At 49.4% G+C, this 20,955-nt stretch carries 14 protein-coding genes and 2 pseudogenes; 3 read left to right on the top strand and 13 right to left on the bottom strand.

The features are described 5' to 3' along the window. Positions 1-50: 50 nt before the first annotated feature. The 6 genes from SPM24T3_RS02075 to SPM24T3_RS02050 are packed head-to-tail and all read right to left on the bottom strand — an operon-like array spanning position 51 to position 7,393. Positions 51-1,178, bottom strand: coding sequence for an alkylhydroperoxidase domain protein (locus SPM24T3_RS02075; protein ID WP_009635032.1), 1,128 nt, complete (start codon positions 1,176-1,178; stop codon positions 51-53). Beyond that, the gene (locus SPM24T3_RS02070) at positions 1,175-2,257 is read right to left on the bottom strand and encodes a putative FMN-dependent luciferase-like monooxygenase (RefSeq protein ID WP_009635030.1); all 1,083 of its coding nucleotides are present in this window, start codon (positions 2,255-2,257) and stop codon (positions 1,175-1,177) included. The genes SPM24T3_RS02075 and SPM24T3_RS02070 overlap by 4 nt, the downstream gene beginning before the upstream one ends. Then, complete coding sequence (locus tag SPM24T3_RS02065; protein WP_009635029.1) at positions 2,254-3,927, bottom strand: ABC transporter ATP-binding protein; 1,674 nt, start codon at positions 3,925-3,927, stop codon at positions 2,254-2,256. Before SPM24T3_RS02065 ends, SPM24T3_RS02070 begins: the two co-directional genes overlap by 4 nt. Further along, positions 3,927-4,802, bottom strand: a complete 876-nt coding sequence (locus SPM24T3_RS02060; RefSeq protein ID WP_009635028.1) for an ABC transporter permease — start codon at positions 4,800-4,802, stop codon at positions 3,927-3,929. The genes SPM24T3_RS02065 and SPM24T3_RS02060 overlap by 1 nt, the downstream gene beginning before the upstream one ends. Beyond that, complete coding sequence (locus tag SPM24T3_RS02055) at positions 4,799-5,743, bottom strand: ABC transporter permease (protein WP_009635027.1); 945 nt, start codon at positions 5,741-5,743, stop codon at positions 4,799-4,801. The genes SPM24T3_RS02060 and SPM24T3_RS02055 overlap by 4 nt, the downstream gene beginning before the upstream one ends. 15 nt (positions 5,744-5,758) lie before the next feature. Continuing rightward, positions 5,759-7,393 carry a TIGR04028 family ABC transporter substrate-binding protein gene (locus SPM24T3_RS02050; RefSeq protein WP_009635026.1) on the bottom strand — a complete coding sequence of 545 codons (1,635 nt, stop codon included), beginning with the start codon at positions 7,391-7,393 and terminating at the stop codon, positions 5,759-5,761. A gap of 418 nt (positions 7,394-7,811) precedes the next feature. Here SPM24T3_RS02050 and SPM24T3_RS02045 point away from each other — a divergent pair, with 418 nt between their 5' ends. Further along, positions 7,812-9,122: an NtaA/DmoA family FMN-dependent monooxygenase gene (locus tag SPM24T3_RS02045; RefSeq protein ID WP_009635025.1), complete on the top strand. Its 1,311-nt coding sequence runs from the start codon at positions 7,812-7,814 to the stop codon at positions 9,120-9,122. Positions 9,123-9,249: 127 nt separating this feature from the next. Here the strand turns inward: SPM24T3_RS02045 and SPM24T3_RS02040 are convergent, their stop codons facing one another. Further along, entirely contained in the window at positions 9,250-9,705 is a 456-nt protein-coding gene (locus SPM24T3_RS02040; protein WP_009635024.1) for an SDR family NAD(P)-dependent oxidoreductase, read from the bottom strand. Positions 9,706-10,325: 620 nt separating this feature from the next. Between SPM24T3_RS02040 and SPM24T3_RS02030 the strand changes: the two are divergent. Further along, positions 10,326-10,922 (top strand): annotated as a pseudogene (locus SPM24T3_RS02030) (short chain dehydrogenase). 61 nt (positions 10,923-10,983) lie between these two features. Here the strand turns inward: SPM24T3_RS02030 and SPM24T3_RS02025 are convergent. Further along, positions 10,984-12,072 carry a type I restriction endonuclease gene (locus tag SPM24T3_RS02025; RefSeq protein WP_009635020.1) on the bottom strand — a complete coding sequence of 363 codons (1,089 nt, stop codon included), beginning with the start codon at positions 12,070-12,072 and terminating at the stop codon, positions 10,984-10,986. Between the two features lie 942 nt (positions 12,073-13,014). Between SPM24T3_RS02025 and SPM24T3_RS02020 the strand changes: the two genes are divergently transcribed. Further along, a complete protein-coding gene (locus SPM24T3_RS02020; protein ID WP_009635019.1) occupies positions 13,015-13,647 on the top strand; it encodes a TetR/AcrR family transcriptional regulator in 633 nt (210 codons plus the stop codon). A 162-nt stretch (positions 13,648-13,809) separates the two neighbouring features. Here SPM24T3_RS02020 and SPM24T3_RS02015 read toward each other — a convergent pair whose 3' ends face one another. The 5 genes and pseudogenes from SPM24T3_RS02015 to licT all read right to left on the bottom strand — a co-directional run bounded on the left by SPM24T3_RS02015 (position 13,810) and on the right by licT (position 20,899). After that, positions 13,810-15,258: a sugar porter family MFS transporter gene (locus SPM24T3_RS02015; RefSeq protein WP_009635018.1), complete on the bottom strand. Its 1,449-nt coding sequence runs from the start codon at positions 15,256-15,258 to the stop codon at positions 13,810-13,812. A 252-nt stretch (positions 15,259-15,510) separates the two neighbouring features. Then, a complete protein-coding gene (locus SPM24T3_RS02010; RefSeq protein ID WP_009635017.1) occupies positions 15,511-16,797 on the bottom strand; it encodes a carbohydrate porin in 1,287 nt (428 codons plus the stop codon). Beyond that, positions 16,787-18,199, bottom strand: a pseudogene (locus SPM24T3_RS02005) (glycoside hydrolase family 1 protein). Before SPM24T3_RS02005 ends, SPM24T3_RS02010 begins: the two are co-directional and overlap by 11 nt. 141 nt (positions 18,200-18,340) lie before the next feature. Further along, a complete protein-coding gene (locus SPM24T3_RS02000) occupies positions 18,341-19,777 on the bottom strand; it encodes a PTS transporter subunit EIIC (protein WP_009635014.1) in 1,437 nt (478 codons plus the stop codon). 231 nt (positions 19,778-20,008) lie between these two features. After that, positions 20,009-20,899: a BglG family transcription antiterminator LicT gene (gene licT / locus SPM24T3_RS01995; protein ID WP_037377405.1), complete on the bottom strand. Its 891-nt coding sequence runs from the start codon at positions 20,897-20,899 to the stop codon at positions 20,009-20,011. Positions 20,900-20,955 lie beyond the last annotated feature (56 nt).

The following is a 20,955-nucleotide window of genomic DNA, read 5'->3' as shown; positions in this document are numbered from 1 at the left end:
AATGGAAAATTCTGTTTTTTTTATGATCGATAAGACGTTAAAACGCATTGTTACTGCTCGAACGGCTCGCCCAGCGTCAGCATCAAACGGTTGGCCCAGGCAAAGAAGGCGGTAGACTGCACCAGATCCAGCAGTTCGAGGTCGCTGAGACCTAGCTCGCGCAGGCCACTGATTTGTTGCTGATTGGCCGTTGGCGGAGTGGCAGACAGCGATGCGGAAAAATCGATCTCTGCCTGCCATCTTGGTTCTTGACCAAGGCTCAAAATGTCGCCTGCAGGAGTATCGAGTAAGCGCTGCACGGCTTCAGGCTGTTTGGATAGTTGTGCCGCCTTGCGTGCGTGAACGGAGGCGCAGTAAATGCAGCCGTTGATTTTGCTGGCTACCGCGGCTGCCAGTTCACGCTCTTTACGCGGCAGGCCGCCCGAGGTGAAGAAGATGCCTTTGTCGGTTAGCGTGCGCTGCTCGAGCACGGTCAGGTTACGGCCAAGCAGTCGGAAATAATCGGAATCGCTATGGCCAAAACGGGCCAGCGTTTCCTGCTGCTGCGGATCAAAATCCTTCAATGGTTTAGAGGCGATCCAAGGCTCCCAGCCCAGCTCGTCCTGAGTGAAGGCTACCGGCGCATTTTTACCTGTATGCGTTGCAGCTTGGCTGTTCCAGAACGCGGCACCAACCGAAGCGCTGCCATTGTCCTCCACAGATTTACCGCTGATCAGGCGGTATCCGCGCAGTAGGCGACTCTGGAAACTGACGAAAGCGACTAATTGTGACAGTGTCACTATGGCGTCGGCAGACCAACCCGCGTCTTGCAACTCGGCAAGGTGTTCGGCCGTGGCGTTGGCCGGTTTAAAGCTTAAGCGTTCGGCGTGGGCCAACGCAGTTTGATATTTTTGCTTTGAGGTCGAAGTATCATCGCTCAAAGCCTTCAGGCGTTCGGCATAGTGGGCGCCAAGCTGGACGTCGTTGTGCCAGCGGGCAACTTGCTGAGCCAGCGCCAAACGGTCGGCCAGGGGGAATTCAGCCAGATTTTCATTGCTGTTAAACAATGCATCGTAGCTGCCCTGAGTGTGCAGCGTGGCTGCATCACGGGTTTCTCGTGCCTGAGCCAACGTCGAACCCGGCTCAATTTCTGCCAGTGTTGCCAGTAAATCGGTGGCTTGCTGTTGTGCAACGGTCATAGGGTTTCCTTAGAAAGTTCTAAATGCAAAGGTTGAGGTTTAGCAATGTTTTTTGGCGTTTGGCGAACCCAGCCCAGCGCCGGTGCGACTTTTTTGGCGATCAGTTCAATCGAGCGCAGGATGTAAGGGTGTGGCGGGTCGATCGAGTGCACCTGGAAGGCTAAATCAGTCACGCGTGCCAGTGCGGTATCGCGCTGCAACGATTTAATGACCTGCTCTGCGGTGCCAATGTGTGCGTCGAAGGCAGCGATATGTTGGTCGAGCGTAGTGCCAGTATGAAGATGCCCGGCCGCGCGAGCGCTATCCGCCTGTCGCTTGAGACCCATGCTGGCCAGTCGTCTTGCCTCGTCGCCGTCGTCGCTGACAAAAGCGGTTCGCGATCCCAAAATACGTGGCTCGACGCCCGCTGGCAGAGCCTCGAGATAGGCATCGATAATCCTGTTTTGGAGCACATCCAGCGGCAAATCCGGCTGTCCTTGCGGGCGAGGCTGGGTGCGTGACAGCATCAGTCCATCGCCTGCTGCACCGGCTCTGGTACCGCCTTCAGGGGAAAATGTCGCCTGCCATAAACGTTGATTTAGCTGCGGAGCGGGCGGATAAAGCGTATTACCCTCACCCCCCAGCGCTTGACCTCGCCAGGCGCGACGCAGGGTTTCGAGATTATGGGCAAACGCCTCGCCGCGAGTTTCGAGCGTTAGGCCGAACGGAACAAACGATGACGCGGTACCGCCGGAACCGAGACCCATTTCCAGCCGACCACCGGACAGTAAGTCCAATACAGAAGCGTCTTCCGCCACGCGCAGCGCGTTTTCCATCGCCAGTGTGATAACCCCGGTGCCGAGACGAATGTGGCGGGTATTGGCGGCAACATAGGCCAGAAATACCAGCGGCGCAGGCAGGCCCCCTTCGTCGCGATGGAAATGGTGCTGCGCTATCCACGCCGAATCAAATCCCAATTGTTCGGCGTGAGCGATTTGTTCCGCTGCCAGGCGATAGCGCTCCTGAGGGCTGGTATCGTCCAGAAGACGGGTAAAAAAGCCGAGTCGTTTAGGACTGCTATAAAAGGCCGCTTGGCTCATACAAACTCCTTGATTGCCGTCAATGGCGGAATAGATAAAGGCGAAATACCGGGGATCGCACTGAGTAATTCCTGGGTATAAGAGCTGGTTGGTCGGGAGAACAGAGACTCAACGTCGCCGTTATCAACCTGTTTGCCCTGATTCAGCACCGAGACGCTGTGCGATATCTGGCGCACTGTGGCCAGGTCATGCGAAATAAACAGGTAGGTCAGCCCCAACTCTTGCTGAAGTTGCACCAGCAAACGCAAAATCTGTGCTTGCACCGTGACGTCCAGCGCGGAAGTGGCCTCGTCCAGCACCAACACTTGCGGTTCGAGGATCAGCGCGCGGGCCAGAGCTACGCGCTGGCGTTGCCCACCGGAAAGCTCGTGCGGTTTGCGCTGCAACAAATTCAGCGGCAGTGCGACGCGCTCGGCAATCTCGAAAACGCGGGACTGGCGCTGTTCGCGGCTGAGCTTATAAAAGTTTAGCAGCGGTTCTTCGATCACCTTAAATAGCGTCTGCGAGGGGTCCAGAGAGGCAAAGGGGTTTTGGTAAACCAGCTGAATTTTCTTGCGTGCCTGACGCAGCGCCTCACCGGATAACCGGGCGATATCCACGCCGTCGATAAACAGCTGCCCGCTGTCAGGCTGTTGGAAACCCAGCAGCAGGCGCGCCAGTGTAGTTTTACCTGAACCTGATTCGCCTACCAGAGAGTGAGTCGTGCCACGCGCGACTTCAAACGATATGTCGTCCAATGCCTTGAAAGTTCGCTCATTTTTACCACCGAGTGAAAATTGCTTCGACACATTGCGCACTTCAATCGCATTGCCGCGAGGGTGCGCTGCCTGCGAAATCGCAGACCGCGCACGGGGCGTCAGGGCTGGAGCATCGCTAAACAGTTGGCGGGTATAGTCGTTTTTTGGCGCGCGCAGCACCTCGGCGGTAATGCCTTGCTCCTGAACCTGACCTTTGCGAAACACCAGCAGGCGATCGGCGCGTGCCGCAGCCAGCGCCAAATCGTGAGTGACAAACAGCACCGCGGTGCCAAATTCCTGTCGCAACTCGTCAATCAAATCGAGGATGCGTTTCTGCACTCGCACGTCCAATGCGCTGGTGGGTTCATCGGCAATAATTAAAGCCGGTTGCAGCGCAATGGCGATAGCAATCAGCACCCGCTGTTTCATCCCCCCGGAAAGCTGGTGCGGGAACTGTTTGGCGCGCTGTTGCGGATGGCTCAGACCCACGCGGGTCAGCAGTTCGACCACGCGGGCATCGCGTGCTTTTCGCGGCATCTTTCTACGATGAATTTGCAGTACTTCGGCTACCTGATCGCCTATGGCTTTCACTGGATTCAGCGAGCTGGTTGGGTCTTGAGGGATCAAACTGATGCTGGAACCGCGCAGGCTATCGAGGCGGCGAGCGGACCAGCGGCTGATATCAGTACCATTGAGCAAAATACTGCCGGATTCGATATGACCGTTTTCCGCCAGCAGGCCAATAATCGACTGCGCGGTGGTGGTTTTACCGGAACCCGACTCGCCAACCAGCGCGACCACTTCGCCGGGCAATATCGAGAATGAAACCTGCTCCACGACACGGATGGACTGATGCCCGCTGCGGTAAGCAATAGAAACGTCTTTAAGCTCCAGCACCGGTTTTACTCGTTCATCAAAGTTAGGCTGGTTCATTAGCGTTTTCTCCGCAATGACTGGCTGATGCGGTTAGCAGACAAAACGGTCAGGATCACCACGAAGCCAGGGAAAGTGGTTAGCCACCAGGCGGTCGAAATATAGTTACGGCCTTCGGCAATCAGCAGGCCCCATTCAGGCGTCGGCGGTGGGGTGCCGTAACCGAGAAAGCTCAGGGTGGAAATCGACAGGATCGCGTTACCGAATTGCAACGCGGAAAAAGCCATTACCGAGGTCAGTGAGTTCGGCACAATATGACGCCACAGCACCGAGAAGAAAGTGCCGCCACTGCCGTAGGCCGCCTCTACGTAATCGCTTTGACGCACTAATACTGCTTCGGAGCGCGCCAAACGCGCAAAGTTGGCAACAGAGGTTACGCCGACGGCGATTGCCGCATGCACGGTGCCAAATCCCAGCAGAATAATCACACTCAGCGACAGCAACAGGCTTGGAATTGAGAGCAGCACATCAACGATACGCATGATCACGGTATCGGTAATACCACCAACCGATGCGGCCGCGAGGCCCAGCGCGCTGCCAAACAGCAGGCCGAGAAACACCGCCACCAGCGCACCGGACAGCGAGTGCGATGCGCCATAAACGATGCGGGCATAAAGGTCTCGACCCAGCTGATCGGTACCCAGCCAGTGCCCCGGCCCCGGAGCCAGACGCTGCGCCCCGGCAATCCCCTCGGTTCCGCTGTATTGAGTAAACAGCTGCGGAGCGATGGCCCAGAGGATAACCACCAGCATGACCACCCAGGCCAGGATCAGCGTCGGTTGCAGGCGCGAAAAGCGTTTGGATGCAGCGGGGGGAAACGTCGCAAGCTGGGCATTTTCGGCGCTGTTGTTTTTACTTAAGGGCAAGCTGCTCATGAGCGGACTCCCACAGACGGTTTGAGGCGCGGGTCAAGCAAGGGATAAATCAAATCCACCAGCAGATTGATGGCCACGTAGGCCGCAGCTGAAATCACCACGATGGCCTGTAGCACGGATAAATCCTGATTATTTACGGCCTGCTGCGTCAGTTGACCAATACCATTGAGGCCAAATACCGTCTCAGTGACCAGTGCGCCGGCAATCAACTCTCCCAACAGCAGACCGGCGATGGTCAGCGCGGGCAGAGTGGCGTTGCGGGCGATATGGCGCAACAGCACGCGGCTGCGGCTGGCACCTTTGGCGCGGGCAACGGACACAAAAGGCTGTGTCTGCACCTGGTCGATACTGCGGATTAATATTTGCGCCAGCGGGGCGCTGATAGGCACCGCCAAGGTGATAACCGGCAGAATCAGCCCGACCCATTCGCCGGGATTAATGACCGGGATCCAGCCCAGATGGAAAGAGAACATTTGGATAAGCGCGATCCCCAGCCAAAAGGTCGGCACCGAGATAAACAGGGCAGGCAGCGCCAGCAGCGCCGATTTCAACCCGCGCAGCGGCACCAGATTAGAGACGAAGGCAATGAAAAGCGCCAACACCAGCGCCAGAGTAAAACCAAGCACCGCAAGGCGCAGGGTCGGCGGCAAATTGCCTGCCAGCAGCTCGGTTACCGGTACTCCGGCCTGAATTGAAAAGCCAAAATCGCCGTGCAGAAAACTGCCGAGCGTGTGCAGATACTGCTGCCATAACGGGAGGTCAGCACCGTAGGCGGCACGCATTTCAGCAATCTGCGCCGGGCTTAACCCCATTGACGGGTCCTGAAACTTGATTAAAACGGCGTCGCCGGGCAGGGCTTGCAATAGTACAAACGACAGGGTAAACGCCGCCCAAAGCACTAACAGGGCCTGAGCAACGCGTCCGCTTAAATATTGGCTCATCATTGACTCCGGGGATTAATGTTTGGCCAGCCAGGCGCTATAGAAGCTTGGGCGACCCACGGCTTCAAAACTAACGTCATGCAGGTAAGGCGCACCGGCAAACACTTGCGGTTCCTCGAAAATCGGGATTTCGTAGGCCTGATCCAGCAGGTAACGTTGAGCATCACCCGCCAGCGCCAGACGTTTTTGCGGATCGATTTCGGCAGAAATATCTACCAGCAGCGCGTTCAGCTTGTCGTCTTTGAAACTTTTGACTTTGCTGCTCAGGCCACCGAGTTGTAGCAAGGCGTCGCGGTTAGTGGGGTAGAATTCGCTTTTGATGACATCAGGATCGGCGCGGCCAACCTCCACCACATTAACCGGCGTTTTTTGCGGGTCGAGGCTGTCTGCCACGCGGCTACCGGCATCACCGGCTAAAATAGTCAGCTTGACGCCGAGCTGGTTCCACTGTTGCGCCACCAGCTGCAAGACTTCTTTGTTCTGCGGTTGCGGCAGGGATTCATAAATGGTCAGCGCTAGCGGCTGGCCATCTTTTTGGCGAATACCGTTCGGGCCTGGTTTCCAGCCAGCCTCGTCCAGCAGTTTTTTCGACAGCTCAGGATCGTATTTCAGCTTATCGCCGAGATTGACATAACCGGCGGCAGAAGCGGCAATCACCGAGGTGGCAACCGGATAATTTGGCGAGAATAGGGTGGCAACGATTTGTTTACTGTCAACGCCGTGCAGCAAGGCCTGACGAACTTTTAGACTGGCCACCAGTGGGTTATCCGGGCGGAAGGAAATGCCGTCGTTCACCCCGCGAGTGGAAGGCGCGTAGATCGGGAACTTCTTCGCCTCGGCCTGTTTTTCATCATAAGCCTGAACCTGACGAATAAAGTCGGCCTGACCGGCAAGCAGCGCACCAATCCTTACGCTGTCTTCGCCGGTGACGATGATTTTAATGCCATCCAGATTGGCGCGGCCCTGCTGTTTGAGATCCTTCGGACCCCAGTTGTAATCCTTGCGCGCGGTTAAATCGACCTCGCGACCCAGTGTTTCTGAACTTACGACAAACGGGCCGGAGCCAATAATATGGCGAGCGTCGCCCAGCGCATTGAAATCTCGCGCCAAGGTGCTCAACGAAACCAGTCCAGAACCAATAGTTGCCGTGCCCTGCAAGAATCCCGGCGATGGTTTTTTGAAGTAGAACTTCACCGTTAGCGGGTCAATCACCTCACTATGGTCATAGTTATTAATCACTTCTGAGACAGGTAGATGGTGTTCTTTATTACCCAGACCGTAGGTATCGAAGTTTTTAGCCACCGCGTTGGCGTCCAACGGTGTGCCATCAGAGAAAGTCACGCCCGGATGCAGCTTGAAGGTGTATTGGGTTTTGTCAGCGTTGGTAGTCCAGGATTCGGCGATCCACGGCTCAATCTGCAAGGTTTGTGGATTTTGGTAGGTCAGCTTATCGGTTATCTGATTCAGTATGCCGCCGTTAGGATAAAATCCACCGGCCGGAGGATAAAGGTTGGTGTGAGCCTGTTGCTCGAGATAAATCAGAGTCCCACCTTTAACGGCAGCATCGGCTGCCCACGCGGAAGAACTGCCAGCTAACAGGGCAAATGAAAGCCCTAACGCCACGGTGCTAATTCGGCGAGATTTGTACATTCTTGATTCCTTTTTTATTTTTGGTTTGAAGCACGAAAATGACCCTGAGGCGCATGAGTAAAGCTGCGCATGGGTTCATAACAAACCAAATCAAAAGGAAGATGAAATAATGAATTTAGCTATGGATAGCAATAAATGGTCATAGCCTGACAGGCCGATTTTCAGTGGCTTAAAATCGACCATTTTATTGATTAGTAATGAAAATAAACGCCTCGTCAGACGTCCTCTCTGCTACCTGATGGTTTACGGTCAAGTTTGGCGCAAAAATTTGCCCCATCGAAACTGTGACCCATGACGCTTATGGTTTTTTGTAAAAACAAAATGCTTTTTTCTTCGTAGCTTAAAAACGCCTGAGCTCTATTTTTAGACTTACTTTTAGTGCTTTTAAAGGCAATTTATCGAAAGAAAGGAGTTCAGTTTGACTAACCAAACTCGCAGGCGTCTCAAGACTCTGGTTGGGGCAGGGAGCGTTATTTACGCATCTAATGATGCAAAGCCCGATTTCGGCATTACCCGTGCCGCATCGCTGGCTAAAATCGCTGAAAAAGAAAAAATCACCGGGCTATTTACCGCGGATTTGCTGCAAGCTGACCCGGATGGGCTCGCGGGTTCGACAGGGAGTCAGGATCCGATTGTTGCTCTGGCTGCCTTGAGTCAGGTGACGTCGCACATTGGCCTGATTGCTACCGTTTCGACGACCTATCACCATCCTTATAATCTTGCCAGACTGATAGGCACGTTAGATCATGTAAGCGGCGGTCGTGCCGGTTGGAATGCGGTGACTTCTTCCGTGGGTGAAGAAAATTTTGGTGATATCACGCTACCAGACCCGGCGACTCGTTATGCCCGTGCCACTGAATTTATTGAGGTGATTAATGCACTGTTCGACGCTAACGAGCCTGCGGCGGTGCGTCGCGCCGCTAGCGGTTCTGTAAGTATTGATCCGCGTAAACTTCATCCGATAGACCACATCGGTGATTTTTTTCGTGTAAAGGGCCCACTTAATATACCGCCGCCACCGCAAGTGCGCCCGGTGCAGTTCCAGGCTGGTCAGTCTGATGAGGGGCTTATTCTTGGCGCTAAATACGCCGAAATTATTTACACCTCTCAGCCAACGCTAAATGATGCGCTGACATTTGTAGAGCGTGTTCACCAGCATGCCAACGCTTTTGGACGCCACGAAAATAAGCCGCTGATCATGAATTCATTCCACTCGGTAATCGGTGATAGCGCCACAGATGTTTCACGAAGGCTGCGCGAAAAACATGAACGGATCGATTATCAGCAAGGCAGATTAAAAGTGGCAGATATGTTGGGTGGAGAGATTGACCTGCGAGATTTTGCTCTCGACCAACCCATTCCAGCAAAATTTCTGCCTGAGGTTGGCTTGATTAACCGTCGTCGTGGCCGAGCTGATATCTTCAAACGCTTTGCTTTACAGGGGTTAACGCTGCGTGAGCTTATCATTCAGGCGCAGGAGACTGGACACTGGTACGTAGCAGGTACACCAGAGACTTTGGCCGATGCGATTGAAGAGCGGTTTAAAGCCGGTGTGTTGGATGTTATTTCACTGCATGGTTTAGGCCAGCCGGATCAGGAAGATCTGCTGTTAAATGGCTTACTGCCCGAATTGCGTAAACGTCAGCTGATTGATGAGGATTATTTGGGGGACGATTTCAGATCTAATCTGGAGTTATCGCCAATCAGAAAGACCAGTCTGGTCTATTAAGCTATGTAGAATAACTTCGTGTATTAACAGCAATACCTCAAAAATAATGTTACGAAAATGTTATAAAGCAGTGGCTGTTATTTGCCACTGCTTAAACCGCTTAAAGTTACATATTAATGCCACCTCATTACCAACCAGATACTAGACCGTGGTTAATAGACATGGATGCATTGATATTATGGGTAAGCAGTTTTTCCAAATCATTTTCTTTGCTACCAATAAGTCCGCTAACGTTATAGATAATACCCGCGCAGTTCACCAGGAATTCAAGGCTACCAAAAATCCCACTAGCGTATTTAACTAGCATTTCTACTTGTGATTTAACGGTAATATCTACGGCGACGGCTATGGCTTTACTGCCTAATGCGCGAATATCTTCTGCTGTCTGCTCGGCGCTTTCCAATTCGCTGTCTGCAATGATCACTGATGCTCCGCGTGAAGCTAAGTGCAATGCCAACTCTCTTCCCCTGCCTCTGCCGCCCATGCTGACTAAAGCCACTTTGCCATCGAGACTCTCTCCATCTTCCACAATGGTCAAGGCATCCCCGGGAATGCTTGAAACGGATGAATGTTCACTAATCATTTAGAGTTCCTATGAAATTTCAAACAAAAAACGCTGCTTCAACAGCGCAAAAGGCAGAAAAAGTAATATCGTGACGGTGTTAAAATAACAAAACTGTACATCTCGGTATAGTTTTAATTTTAAATTTAATTTATCTTTAATTGCAGTCAAAATATTAAGGATAAAGCTGATGTTTACGACAAAATTCGGCGCATTTGAGGTTAGGTGACACTTTGTAGAGTACCACTTAATTAGTAGAGTAACGTAAGGTTTAAGGTTATTAACAACCAATGCGAGTTTGTAATGCAGCAGGATGGCGTTCATCGACTGCGCAAATAGTTTCTAATGCTTTATTAATCTTCTTATGAATTTTGAAAGAGGCGATAATGCAGTGGCTACCGGGTTCACCCCCAATGAGCTCTTGCTATGGCTCAAGGCCGACGGAGAAATACCTAATTTAACTGCCGCTTTTGTATAAGGCCGCTGCGCCAGGCTTTATGCTTGTTCCACAGTTGCGCAGACGGCAAAGGCTAGCCAAACACTGCGCGACCCTTTTATTTAATAATGATTAAATTTTTCGCTTATTTTTATCCTGATTGCATTGTGGCAGGATTAAATCAGGCTTTGTAAGGAGAGAGAAAATGAAAATTATGATAATTGGCGCTAACGGCACTATTGGACGTGCAGTGGCTCAAAACCTTGAGGTAGACCACGAGATCATTCGGGTTGGCAAAACCCACGGTGACCTGCGGGTTGATTTAACCAATGAGGCCAGTGTGAAAGCACTTTTCGAAAGTAGCGGTAAGGTCGATGCCATTATTGCTACCACTGGCAGTGTTTATTAAGGCGAGTTCTCCACTATGACCGCCGAACATTTTGACCTTGGATTGCAGAATAAATTACTTGGGCAGGTGCGCTTAGTGTTGATGGGTAAAGAATTTCTGAATCCAGGCGGTTCTTTTACTTTGACTACCGGCATATTAAGCCAGCATCCTATCCGGACCGGAGCCAATGCTACGGCGGTAAATGCAGCGATAGAGGGGTTTGCTCTAGCAGCCGGTAATGAGCTAAAAGGTCTGAGAATCAATGTAGTTAGTCCAAGTGTACTCACTGAGGCTCTCGATAAGTATGCATCATTTTTCCCTGGATTCGAAAGTGTACCCGCCAACCGTGTTGCGCTCGCCTATCGCCGAAGCGTTGAGGGAATAGACAACGGAAAAGTTTACCGCGTTTGGTAGTCTCAGGGATTGCCTTGCTTAACATGATAAGTAAGGCTCCTTCGTCCGGAGCCTTAATTTCCTATCCTTCAACGTAACCTGTGGCAGTTTGGGTTAGTTTTTCAGTAAATAGATATATTTCATCAAGTGAAGCTATAGGGTGACGTGTTTCAATTTTATTTTGGTCGAAGAGACCAATGTACATTTGGCTGCGATTCAAATGGAGCCGGCAAATCGGTTTTCGATTATTATTATCGATCAAAATACCAAAGTAGCTTTTAGTATCTCGGTAAGTCACTCTTTCGGGAGGAACCGTTGTTCTTATGATTGACTTCACAATATGGTAACCCTCAATTTCCTCAGGTGTAGTCTCAACACCACTTTCTTCCTTTAAAACGTTTTGTTTTTCATCACTAGCTTCAGATGATGTCTCAACACTGGAATTAAGTTGAGCATTAGCGCTAATTGCAGACTTAAGCCTCTCATTTACTTGGTCATTTAACCATTGAGTTAAAGATTTTTTGGTTAATGTTAAGAAAAGTTCTCTGACCTTTTGAGTTATTATTCCGTCATAAACTCTTGATGCGATGAGTTTTACGAAGTCATCCTCAGGATTTTGAAACTGTGATGAGATAACTTTTTTAATTTGGCTTACATATTTTAGCTCGCCGGCTGCGTTAACTATGGATTCTACATCAAATGAACTTTTGGTTAATTTTAATAACTCTGGTGCAACATTATGATCAATATCAAGAAGATCCAACTCAAGGAAAGGCTTTTCATCCATTTTATTTGGGGCATCAAGGTCAGTAAAAAATTTGTATACTTGACCGTTGGTGAGAATTGATATCCTTGCACTTGTTACGTGGAAATAACGAAATAATTGGGAGGCATGATTAACATTAAGGGGTTCACCAATCTTTTTGTACTCAATAAGTATTTGTATCTCTTTGTTTTTTAATATGGCGTAGTCAATTTTTTCCCCTTTTTTCGTTCCAACATCGCAAACAAACTCTGGAATAACCTCAAAAGGATCGAAAACGTCATAGCCAAGAATCTGATTAATGAAGGGCATTACGAATGCGCTTTTTGTTGCTTCTTCGGTTTGGATTAAGGAGGATTGCTGTTTCACTTTGTCAGAAAGTGAGTTTAACTTTTCTAAGATTTCCATTATTCACCATTTTTTAAGTTATTTAAGAGTGCTGTACGAAGGTGATTTAGATTGATTACAGGTAAGGCAAAGATTACGGTTAAAGCGAAAATCAGCAGTTCTTGCTACGAGTTACTAATAGGGTGGCTTCTTATAAAAAGATCTATGAAACACTTTGTGTTGTCAAATAAGTAGGGAGTTTGTACTGTCTCAACTCTATGTTTACAGTTTATTGATATACATAACAACCCTTGTTATGGTTTTTTTTGAATATTAATCAGGTGTTTATATGTCAGGTGGCCTGGTTTTATTGTTTTGATTTTTGGATTAAAACAATGCAAAACATCTTGTAATGTTAAGTTTCCTATCTAATTAAATTTAAAGGATATTCTTTTTTTAACCCCAAAATCGTTTAAATCTAACTAATCCCTTGATCTTTTATAAGAATCTCCCCCTCTCAGTTTGGTTGTTACTATTTGAATCTCAATTATAAAAATCAAGAACTATAGGTAGGCTTTTTACTGAGGTAAAACCGATAGTCGTTAATTATTTTTATAAAGATTCACTCCTTCATCCGCATTAAATAGCTAATCCAAATCTGATATCACAAGCCGATTTAAACCTCGATATCGTCAAAAATGAGCAACGCTCAGATTCAAAAGATCTAAATTTCAGTTGTGTGGAATTCCACCAAAAAGCCCACCCCTTGGCGGGTAGCCTGGTAAATTGCAAACCTCAATGTCTGCAGCGGGAGTGATCGTACTCTTTGCCATTGATTCGACTAAATTTTGTTAAGTGGTCTAGTATTAAACCGTTTTGCAAAGCCCTGATCATCATAGGGTGACCAAACTCTACACCGAGGGATTAAAACTCAAATCTGTGTGGGGGTCGCGAACAGTGCTTTCAGCAATTAAGTTATCGATTTATGATTATAAATAACATCCGACTGTCATGGGAGACTGGATGAGGACACTGACCAACGAACGTCGACAAGCCATTATTGATGCCGCCGCCGACCTGTTTCAGGAAATGGGTTACGAGAGAACATCAATGAACGAAGTGGCGAAGAGAGTCGGGGGATCAAAAGCTACGCTTTACAATTACTTCGCTTCGAAAGAAGCGCTTTTCGAAATGGTGGTGAGGACCTACAGCACTCACTTTCTTAACGCGGCAGCTTCTGAATTATCGAGCTATCACGATGGGGTAATGACTTTTGAACAAAATCTCACACGGTTTGGTGAGCGAATGATGGAGGTTCTGTTAACTGATAATCAAGCACTGCGCATTTATCGATGCGTGGTGGCAGAGGCGGGTAAATCCAATATTGGAGAACTTTTTCGCGCCGCCGGTCCGCAGGAAAGCATCGCGAAACTCGCCGAGTTAATGTCACTCGCAATGCACAAAGGGGAATTGGCGCAAGGGGATTCAACGATAAGGGCTTTGCAATTTACCGCTTTATTGAAAGCTGAAGTTGATAGCAGGCTGTTAGAGCGCGAACCCGTACCCTGGTCGGTAGCGCAGGTTAAAAATATTGTCGCGCGGGGCGTGCAGCTGTTTCTTTATGGAGCGGTGGCTCAAGTCGCGACCCAGGCTTAATCCGCTGGTTTACCTTCTGTGATCTTTTTCAGAAGGCCCTTTCTAGATAAACACACGCTAAGATATTCTATAACAAGTTGGCTGCCTCCCTCATTGAGGAAGCAGCTAATTCAGACCAGATAATTAAATCTGATCATTAAGGTTGCATCATTAATTTGGATCTCAGCTCGCACTTTCGGCATCTAGCTCGCCGTATTTATCGCGCATATGGATTTCAATCTCTTCAAGCGTTTTGCCTCGCGTTTCCGGCAGCAGCATCATGACAAATACCAGCGAACCTACGTTTATCACGGCGAAGATAAAGAAGGTCTCATTGCCCGCCACGCTAAGCACCAGCGGGAATGCAAAAGCCACGATAGCGTTGCAGATCCATTGAAATGCCACGGCAGCGCCGGTGAGCACGCCGCGCAGTTTCATCGGGAACAGCTCCGACATTAGCAACCAGTAAACTGGTGCAATAAACATCTGCATGAAGAATAAAAATACCAAAATACAGGCCAGCGCAAGATAGCTTTGGGTCATATTTTGCGGTAACAAGGTCATTATCAATCCGAGACAGACCTGTGCCGCAATCACTACCAGTAATCCGACAATCAGCAATTGGCGGCGGCCAAAACGACTCACTCCCCACAACGCGCAGAGCGCAGCCAGCACCGACACAATTCCATTACCAATAGTGGCTGCAATCGAGGCGTTAGTGCCCAGGCCGGTAGTTTTTAAAATAATCGGGGTGTAATACATAAAGGCGTTAACGCCGGTAAATTGCAGCACAAAGCCCAGCCCGGCACCCAGCAGCAGCAGTCGAATCACCCACTTTTCACGGATTAACTCGCTGACGGAAGGCCCTTTATCGGCCTCTGCCGACTGCCGCTTCATCTCGGCCAGTTCTTTGCGCACTTCTTTTGGCGTTTCACGTAGATGCTTGAGTATTCTTTTAGCTTCTTTAAAACGACCTTCGGCGACCAGCCAGTGCGGCGATGCCGGAACAAAGAAAGTGCCAATAAACAGCAGTACGCCCGGCACCATGGCGATTGACAGCATATAGCGCCAGAGATGTTCGTCATGCAGCAAATAGCTCATTAAGGTGCTGGTGACATAGGCAATCAATTGCCCAGAAACAATCATCAGTTCATTGCGGCTGACCAATGGGGCGCGGCGTTTCGGGCCGGCAATTTCCGCGATAAACACCGGCACGGTGGATGAACCACCCCCCACCGCGATGCCCAGAAGAAAGCGCATGGCAATCATGATATTGACATCAGGTGCGATGGCCGTGCCCAGTGAGCCTAAAACAAACAGTACCGCCAGGCTGCGCAGGGTGATACGGCGTCCAAAACGGTCAGAGAAATAGCCGCTTAAAAATGCTCCCAAAGCTGCGCCAAAAATCAGCGATGAAGAAACCAGTCCTTGGGTAAACGGACTCAGGCCAAGCCCACCTTGAGCGGCGGGTAAGGTCATAAAAGGTAAAGCGCCGGAGATGATGCCGGTGTCGTATCCAAAGGCCAGTGCGCCCATGGTAGCGACCAGCACAATCAGAAAAAGTCGTTGCTTGATGGTATCCGGCGTATGCGGTTGTTGATTTTCCGCAGAGGTGTCTGGCGTAGCAGCCATGAGTATTGCCCCTAAAATGATTCAATGAGAACGTTGCCAAAAAGCTTGGCAGGTCAGAAAGTGACGTTAAGCAAAAAAGTCTTATTATGGTTAATGTGATGCAGAGCACAGTTAACTCAGCAAAATCTTAGTTCATAAATCAGGATTTGCTCGAAACTTGCAAAATTATCATCAGGGGTGATTTACTTTTTGGCGCGGATAGGGGAAACCTCCTCCGCCAGAGGGTGGCGGAGGAGGGCGTAGAAAGAGTTATTAGATGTTAATGACAATCTGCGTCAGCAGGTTCCAGGCATCATCTTCTTTTGGCGTAACTGAAGGATGATGGGTCCATGCCAACTGATTGGTCCAATAAATTCCGTTGGTGATCCTCAGCGTGTAAGCCGTAGACGCAGTGGTACTGAAGCCCTCCGCGCTGTTGCCGTGCCTTTCGTTATAGCGCTTGGCGTCATTGCTGAACTTGTTGTAAGCCAATCCAAATGACAGCATATCGTCTGGTCGTGAGTTAAACGGACCAATGCTGAACAATGTCAACGAGGCGTCAGCGGTAAACACGTTACGGTTCTGAGGCGCATAGTTGGTTTTGCCATCGATATACCAGCCGCGGAAAGGCTGCGTGCTATCTGGCTGCGTCAACTGCCGCGTGGCAGCCAGATAGTGCGACCAGGTATTGTGCTGATCCTGTTCGGTGTTGTAATTGAAATAAGGCGTTTTGTTATAGACCGAGCCACCGCGTACCCAGGTCATGGGCACTCCCAGCTCTGAATTTACGCGATATCCGATTTCGTTGATGACCAGCGTACCCGCGTCGGGAACTTTCCAGCGAAGTCCGTAGGTATTGTATTTCGAGTCGGCGCGCAATCCGTCAGAGCTTTGGCTGCGTGAAACGCCGATATGGTCGTACCAGCGTTTATTTTCCGATAAAAAGCGAATATCCATACCTGGGCTAGGTTTAAGGCTAGTTAAACCGGCCTGATTGAGCATCACGCTGGTGGGGCCAAGCGCCGATGACGCGGTACTGCTGCCGAGATACAGGCCGTAGAAATAGCTGAGCCACGCAGAATAACCGTAATGCAGAATGACGCGATTATTAAACAGCGGCTGAAAAACTGACAGATCGCTGACAGCCACGTGGCCGTCCTGACCGTTGCCCTTATAGTTGTTATAGGCGTACATGACGCCTAAATGCAGTTGGGAATCGTCACTGAAGCCAAGGCGTGACAGGTCATAGGTGATATCGGTACTGACGACGTTCCCGCTGGTTGGCCGCTGGCCCACATAGTTCTGGTGTTTTTGTCTGTTCCCTGCGACGTCATAAGTCATGTTGGTCAGCAACTGGGCCTGAGCGAAAAAGCCGTAGTCGGCCATATCGCTGCGCAGCCCGCCCCATTCCGGGAAAATAGTATCGCAAACCGAGCCGATACTTGGCGTTTCAGGACCTTTTGGCAGCAGTTTGTCATAACGAGAACAGTCTTCGGCGGCCTGCGCCAGACCACTGGTCGCCATCAGCATCGCGGTCAGCAGCATGGGCTTACTGATCATTTTTCCCACCTCGCACCAACGCCTCGCCGCGACTGGCAATCACCTGCTGATACCAGGCGAAACTCTTTTTGCGACTGCGTTGCAGGGTACCTTCGCCGTGGTCATCGCGGTCGACATAGATAAAGCCATAACGTTTTGACATCTCACTGGTTGAAGCACTAATGATGTCGATAGGTCCCCAGGCGGTGTAGCCCAACACGTTGACGCCGTCGGCGATCGCTTCATGCACCTGTACCAGATGGTCGTTGAGGTAAGCAATACGGTAATCGTCCTTAATGCTGCCGTCTGCTTCGATTTTGTCTTTGGCACCCAGCCCGTTCTCGACAATAAACAACGGTTTTTGATAGCGATCCTACAGTTGGTTCAGCAGGTGGCGCAGTCCGGCCGGGTCAATCTGCCAGCCCCATTCGGAAGCTTTGAGATAAGGGTTGGAAATCATCTTGAGGATATTGCCCGTTGTCTGCTGCTGGTGCGGATCAGCACTGGCGCAGCTGCTCATGTAATAGCTGAAAGACAGGAAATCCACCGTTTCACGCAGATCTTCCCTGTCTTGTGGTGTGATTTCCAGCTGCACATTTTTCTCTTTAAAACGACGCTGGATATGACTCGGATATTCACCCCGCGCCTGAACGTCAAAGAAGAACAACCACTCGCGCTCTTTGCGCTGTGCCTCGATTAAATCATCAGGGTTGCAGGTCAGCGGATAGTAGGGCATTGCGGCCACCATATTGCCGATTTTTGCTCCCGGAATGATGCGATGGCAGGCCTTGACCACTCGCGCGCTGGCGACTAGCTGATGGTGAATCGCCTGATAACGCTGTTGCCAGCTCAGCCCATCGGCAATTCCTAGGCCGGTAAAGCTTGAAAACAGTGAAACGTTAATCTCGTTGAAAGTAAGCCAGTACTTGACCTTATGCTGATAGCGATTAAATACCGTGGTTGCATAGCGTTCGAAAAACTCGATGACTCGACGATCGCCCCAGCCGCCATACTCTTTCGTCAGGTTGTAGGGCATTTCATAGTGTGAAAGGGTAATCAGTGGCTCGATGCCATATTTCAGCATCTCGTCAAATAGCGCATCGTAGAATGCCAGACCGGCTTCGTTTGGCGTTTCTTCATCTCCATTAGGATAAATACGTGTCCAGGCAATGGAAGTGCGCAGCGTTTTAAAGCCCATCTCGGCAAACAGGGCAATATCTTCTGAATAACGATGATAGAAATCGATCGCGACATCCTTGAGATTGAATTCCCCCTCCGCCCGCTCTGAAGGCGGGAACATCAGGCCATGTGGCTGATAATCCGAGGTAGAAAGGCCTTTGCCTTCCACGTTATAAGCGCCTTCTACCTGATTGGCAGCCAGCGCGCCGCCCCAGAGAAAATCAGTAGGGAATGTTGTCTTCATGTTCAATTCCTTCTTATTGATTATTGAATGTCGCCACGGGCGACTTGGTTTGTCGGGCTAGCATTGACCCGGTAAAAAAAGGGCGTAACTGTCCTGCATGAGTCAGGCCCACGAATTTTTTTGTCTTGAAAAAGGGTTAGATCAGGTAGATGAAACTGATCGCAGTTTATCTGGCGTGACTGGCTTTTCCTGTGGAATGCCATACAGCCAGCTGCTTATAAACGAGAACAGGAAAGCAACAACCGAGCCGGCGACAATGCCCCAGAACCCGCTGTCGATGCCATTTGGCGATATAAATGAAGGGAAGCCGAAAATGCCGAGTGCGCCAAAGGCATAGGACGTCCCGTGATAATAGCCGGTGATGGCTCCACCTAGCGCGCCACCGATACAGCCAAAGATAAACGGGCGTTTTAACGGCAGATTGACGCCATAAATTGCCGGTTCGGTAATGCCGAAGATGCTAGAGATAAACGATGGACCCGCGAGGCTTTTAAGCTTTGCATCACGAGTGCGTAACAGTACCCCTAAGGTCGCACCGGACTGAGCCCACACCGCAGGCTGCACTAGTGGTGAAATCGTGTCGATACCGCGAGTCATCAGATTGTTGATCATCAATGGGGCCAGTCCCCAATGCAGGCCAAAGATGACGCAGATTTGCCACATCGCACCAAAAAAAGCCCCGGCAATCATCGGGTTGAGCTGCCAGACCCACATGTAACCCTCACCAATTCCACGGCTGAGATCGGTCGCCAGCGGGCCAATAACCAAAAACGTTGCGGGCAGGGTGATGACCAGACACAGAAACGGGGTGCTGAACGCTTTGATCGAGGCATGCAGCCATTGGTTAAAGCGTTTTTCCAGCCAGCAGCTGAACCAGGCGGCTAGAATTACCGGAATTACCGTTGAGCTGTAATTAATAAAGGTAATGGGAATGCCCATAAAACGATAGTGCAGGTCTGGATGAGCCTGAGTATTATTAAAAATATCAATCATTGACGGATGAACCAGCGCAGCGCCAATTAATAGTGTCACCAGCGGATTACCGCCAAATTTCTTGCCTGCGGTATAACCCAATAAAATCGGCATAAAAAAGAAGGCCGCATCGCTGGCAGCGAAGATGATTTTATAGGTGCCACTTTCTTTGCTCAGCCAGTGGAATAATACACTTAGTATTAACATTCCTTTTATAAGGCCTGCTGCGACTAATATCCCAAGCAGCGGCGCAAATATGCTGGATATAATATCTACTGCGCTATTTAGGAGACGTTTGAAACTGAAGGGAGTCCGTTCTTCTGGCAAAGTCCCTTCAGTCTTTTGCTGCGGGTCGGTTTCCGGAAAATAAAGTGAAGTCAGTGTATTATAAACTTCCCCTACGTGGCTGCCAATGACCACTTGATACTGGCCGCCGCTTTCAACAACCGTTATTATTCCTGCTGTCTCTTTAAGCTGCTCATTGTTTGCACGACTGTTGTCTTTCAGTCTAAATCGCAAACGAGTCGCGCAATGAATGACGCTAATAATATTATCACGGCCGCCAATGCCGGATATAATCTCATCACACAGAATGGCATAGCCCATAACTAACCTCTTGTCAGATAACTGAGTGCGCGAATTTGAAGCAAAAAAAAACCTAACTTTGCCGTCACCGGGACATACAGTTCCGGGAGGTTTAGTTAGGTTTTGCTCAACATGTTTAACACGACATGAAGATAACAATCCTGCTGTTGGTAATATTTATAAATGTAATGATTCAGCAGCTCAAGCGTTGTTTTATGAATGTTTCCGAATTGTGAGATGCTTCACAGAGCTTTATTCTCTTTCAACGAGCTGTGCGCCATGACTGTTTCTTAGCTGTTCAATATGGATGGTCAAAAACATTACTTCATCATCTGTGAGTACATGGTCATGATGTAATTCTATGTATTTGTTGATTTTAGTCGAGCACTGGTGCGAGATGGCATATTTTTGCCTGACCAGCAGTGAGAGAGGAGGATCGTCAACATTACTTTCATGACTCTTATCGTAAAGGCTTTGATGACGCTCGCCTTTATTGTTTAAAATTCGTTGAGCGAAAAACTTTAAATGAGTGATAAAGCGCTGATAGCTTAATGCCTCTTCATTGTATTCAAAGTTAAAATGATATTGCACCATGCTAAGAATATCCTGCATAAACCGGGTGATTTTCATCGTATTCTGCATATTGTCATTAAGCTGGGCATTTACCAGATGTAAAGCAATATAGCCTGCCTCATCTTCGGGAAGAAATACGCCGGTGTGATGGAAAATGATTTCGAGAGAGGCTTTGCCGATAGCAAATTCTTGTGTGTAGAGTTTTTTTATTTCCCATAAAAGTGCATTGGGTATCACAACGTTATCAGCAAAACGTTCAAGAGCATAATGGAGATGATCGACCAAAGAAATCAAAATACTGGCATGTAACGTTGACGTTAGACTGGATTTAGCCAACGCGATAATTTCCTCCGTTGCACTAATACAGTTTGCCGGTACTTTTTCGAGCAACGCTTTAAAATGGTCACTGTAGGGGTTATTTAAGGAGAATATTTTTTCAACTTTCTCGCTTTCAATAAGGTCACCTGGCTTTTTATTAAAACCAATTCCTTTTCCCATGACGATAGTTTCCTGCTGCTGATCGCCCAGGATGATCACTACGTTATTATTCAAAATGCGATCTATTTTCATGCGGATATTTGTCATTGCAGCCGCCTCCATTCCCTGAAATAAAGCAAAAAGTTCGG

Origin of the sequence: Serratia sp. M24T3 (assembly GCF_000257645.1) — a bacterium.
In the GTDB taxonomy this organism is placed as follows: domain Bacteria; phylum Pseudomonadota; class Gammaproteobacteria; order Enterobacterales; family Enterobacteriaceae; genus Rouxiella.
The sequence above is the reverse complement of the archived record's forward strand: the minus strand, read 5'-3'. Positions and strand labels throughout refer to the sequence as shown.

Excerpts from the sequence above, each read along its gene's own strand:
- SPM24T3_RS02065 (WP_009635029.1), bottom strand. The coding sequence starts at position 3,927 with ATGAACCAGCCTAACTTTGATGAACGAGTAAAACCGGTGCTGGAGCTT.
- SPM24T3_RS02010 (WP_009635017.1), bottom strand. The coding sequence starts at position 16,797 with ATGATCAGTAAGCCCATGCTGCTGACCGCGATGCTGATGGCGACCAGT.
- SPM24T3_RS02070 (WP_009635030.1), bottom strand. The coding sequence starts at position 2,257 with ATGAGCCAAGCGGCCTTTTATAGCAGTCCTAAACGACTCGGCTTTTTT.
- SPM24T3_RS02040 (WP_009635024.1), bottom strand. The coding sequence starts at position 9,705 with ATGATTAGTGAACATTCATCCGTTTCAAGCATTCCCGGGGATGCCTTG.
- SPM24T3_RS02000 (WP_009635014.1), bottom strand. The coding sequence starts at position 19,777 with ATGGGCTATGCCATTCTGTGTGATGAGATTATATCCGGCATTGGCGGC.
- SPM24T3_RS02055 (WP_009635027.1), bottom strand. The coding sequence starts at position 5,743 with ATGAGCCAATATTTAAGCGGACGCGTTGCTCAGGCCCTGTTAGTGCTT.
- SPM24T3_RS02075 (WP_009635032.1), bottom strand. The coding sequence starts at position 1,178 with ATGACCGTTGCACAACAGCAAGCCACCGATTTACTGGCAACACTGGCA.
- licT (WP_037377405.1), bottom strand. The coding sequence starts at position 20,899 with ATGAAAATAGATCGCATTTTGAATAATAACGTAGTGATCATCCTGGGC.
- SPM24T3_RS02025 (WP_009635020.1), bottom strand. The coding sequence starts at position 12,072 with ATGGAAATCTTAGAAAAGTTAAACTCACTTTCTGACAAAGTGAAACAG.
- SPM24T3_RS02015 (WP_009635018.1), bottom strand. The coding sequence starts at position 15,258 with ATGGCTGCTACGCCAGACACCTCTGCGGAAAATCAACAACCGCATACG.
- SPM24T3_RS02020 (WP_009635019.1), top strand. The coding sequence starts at position 13,015 with ATGAGGACACTGACCAACGAACGTCGACAAGCCATTATTGATGCCGCC.
- SPM24T3_RS02050 (WP_009635026.1), bottom strand. The coding sequence starts at position 7,393 with ATGTACAAATCTCGCCGAATTAGCACCGTGGCGTTAGGGCTTTCATTT.
- SPM24T3_RS02060 (WP_009635028.1), bottom strand. The coding sequence starts at position 4,802 with ATGAGCAGCTTGCCCTTAAGTAAAAACAACAGCGCCGAAAATGCCCAG.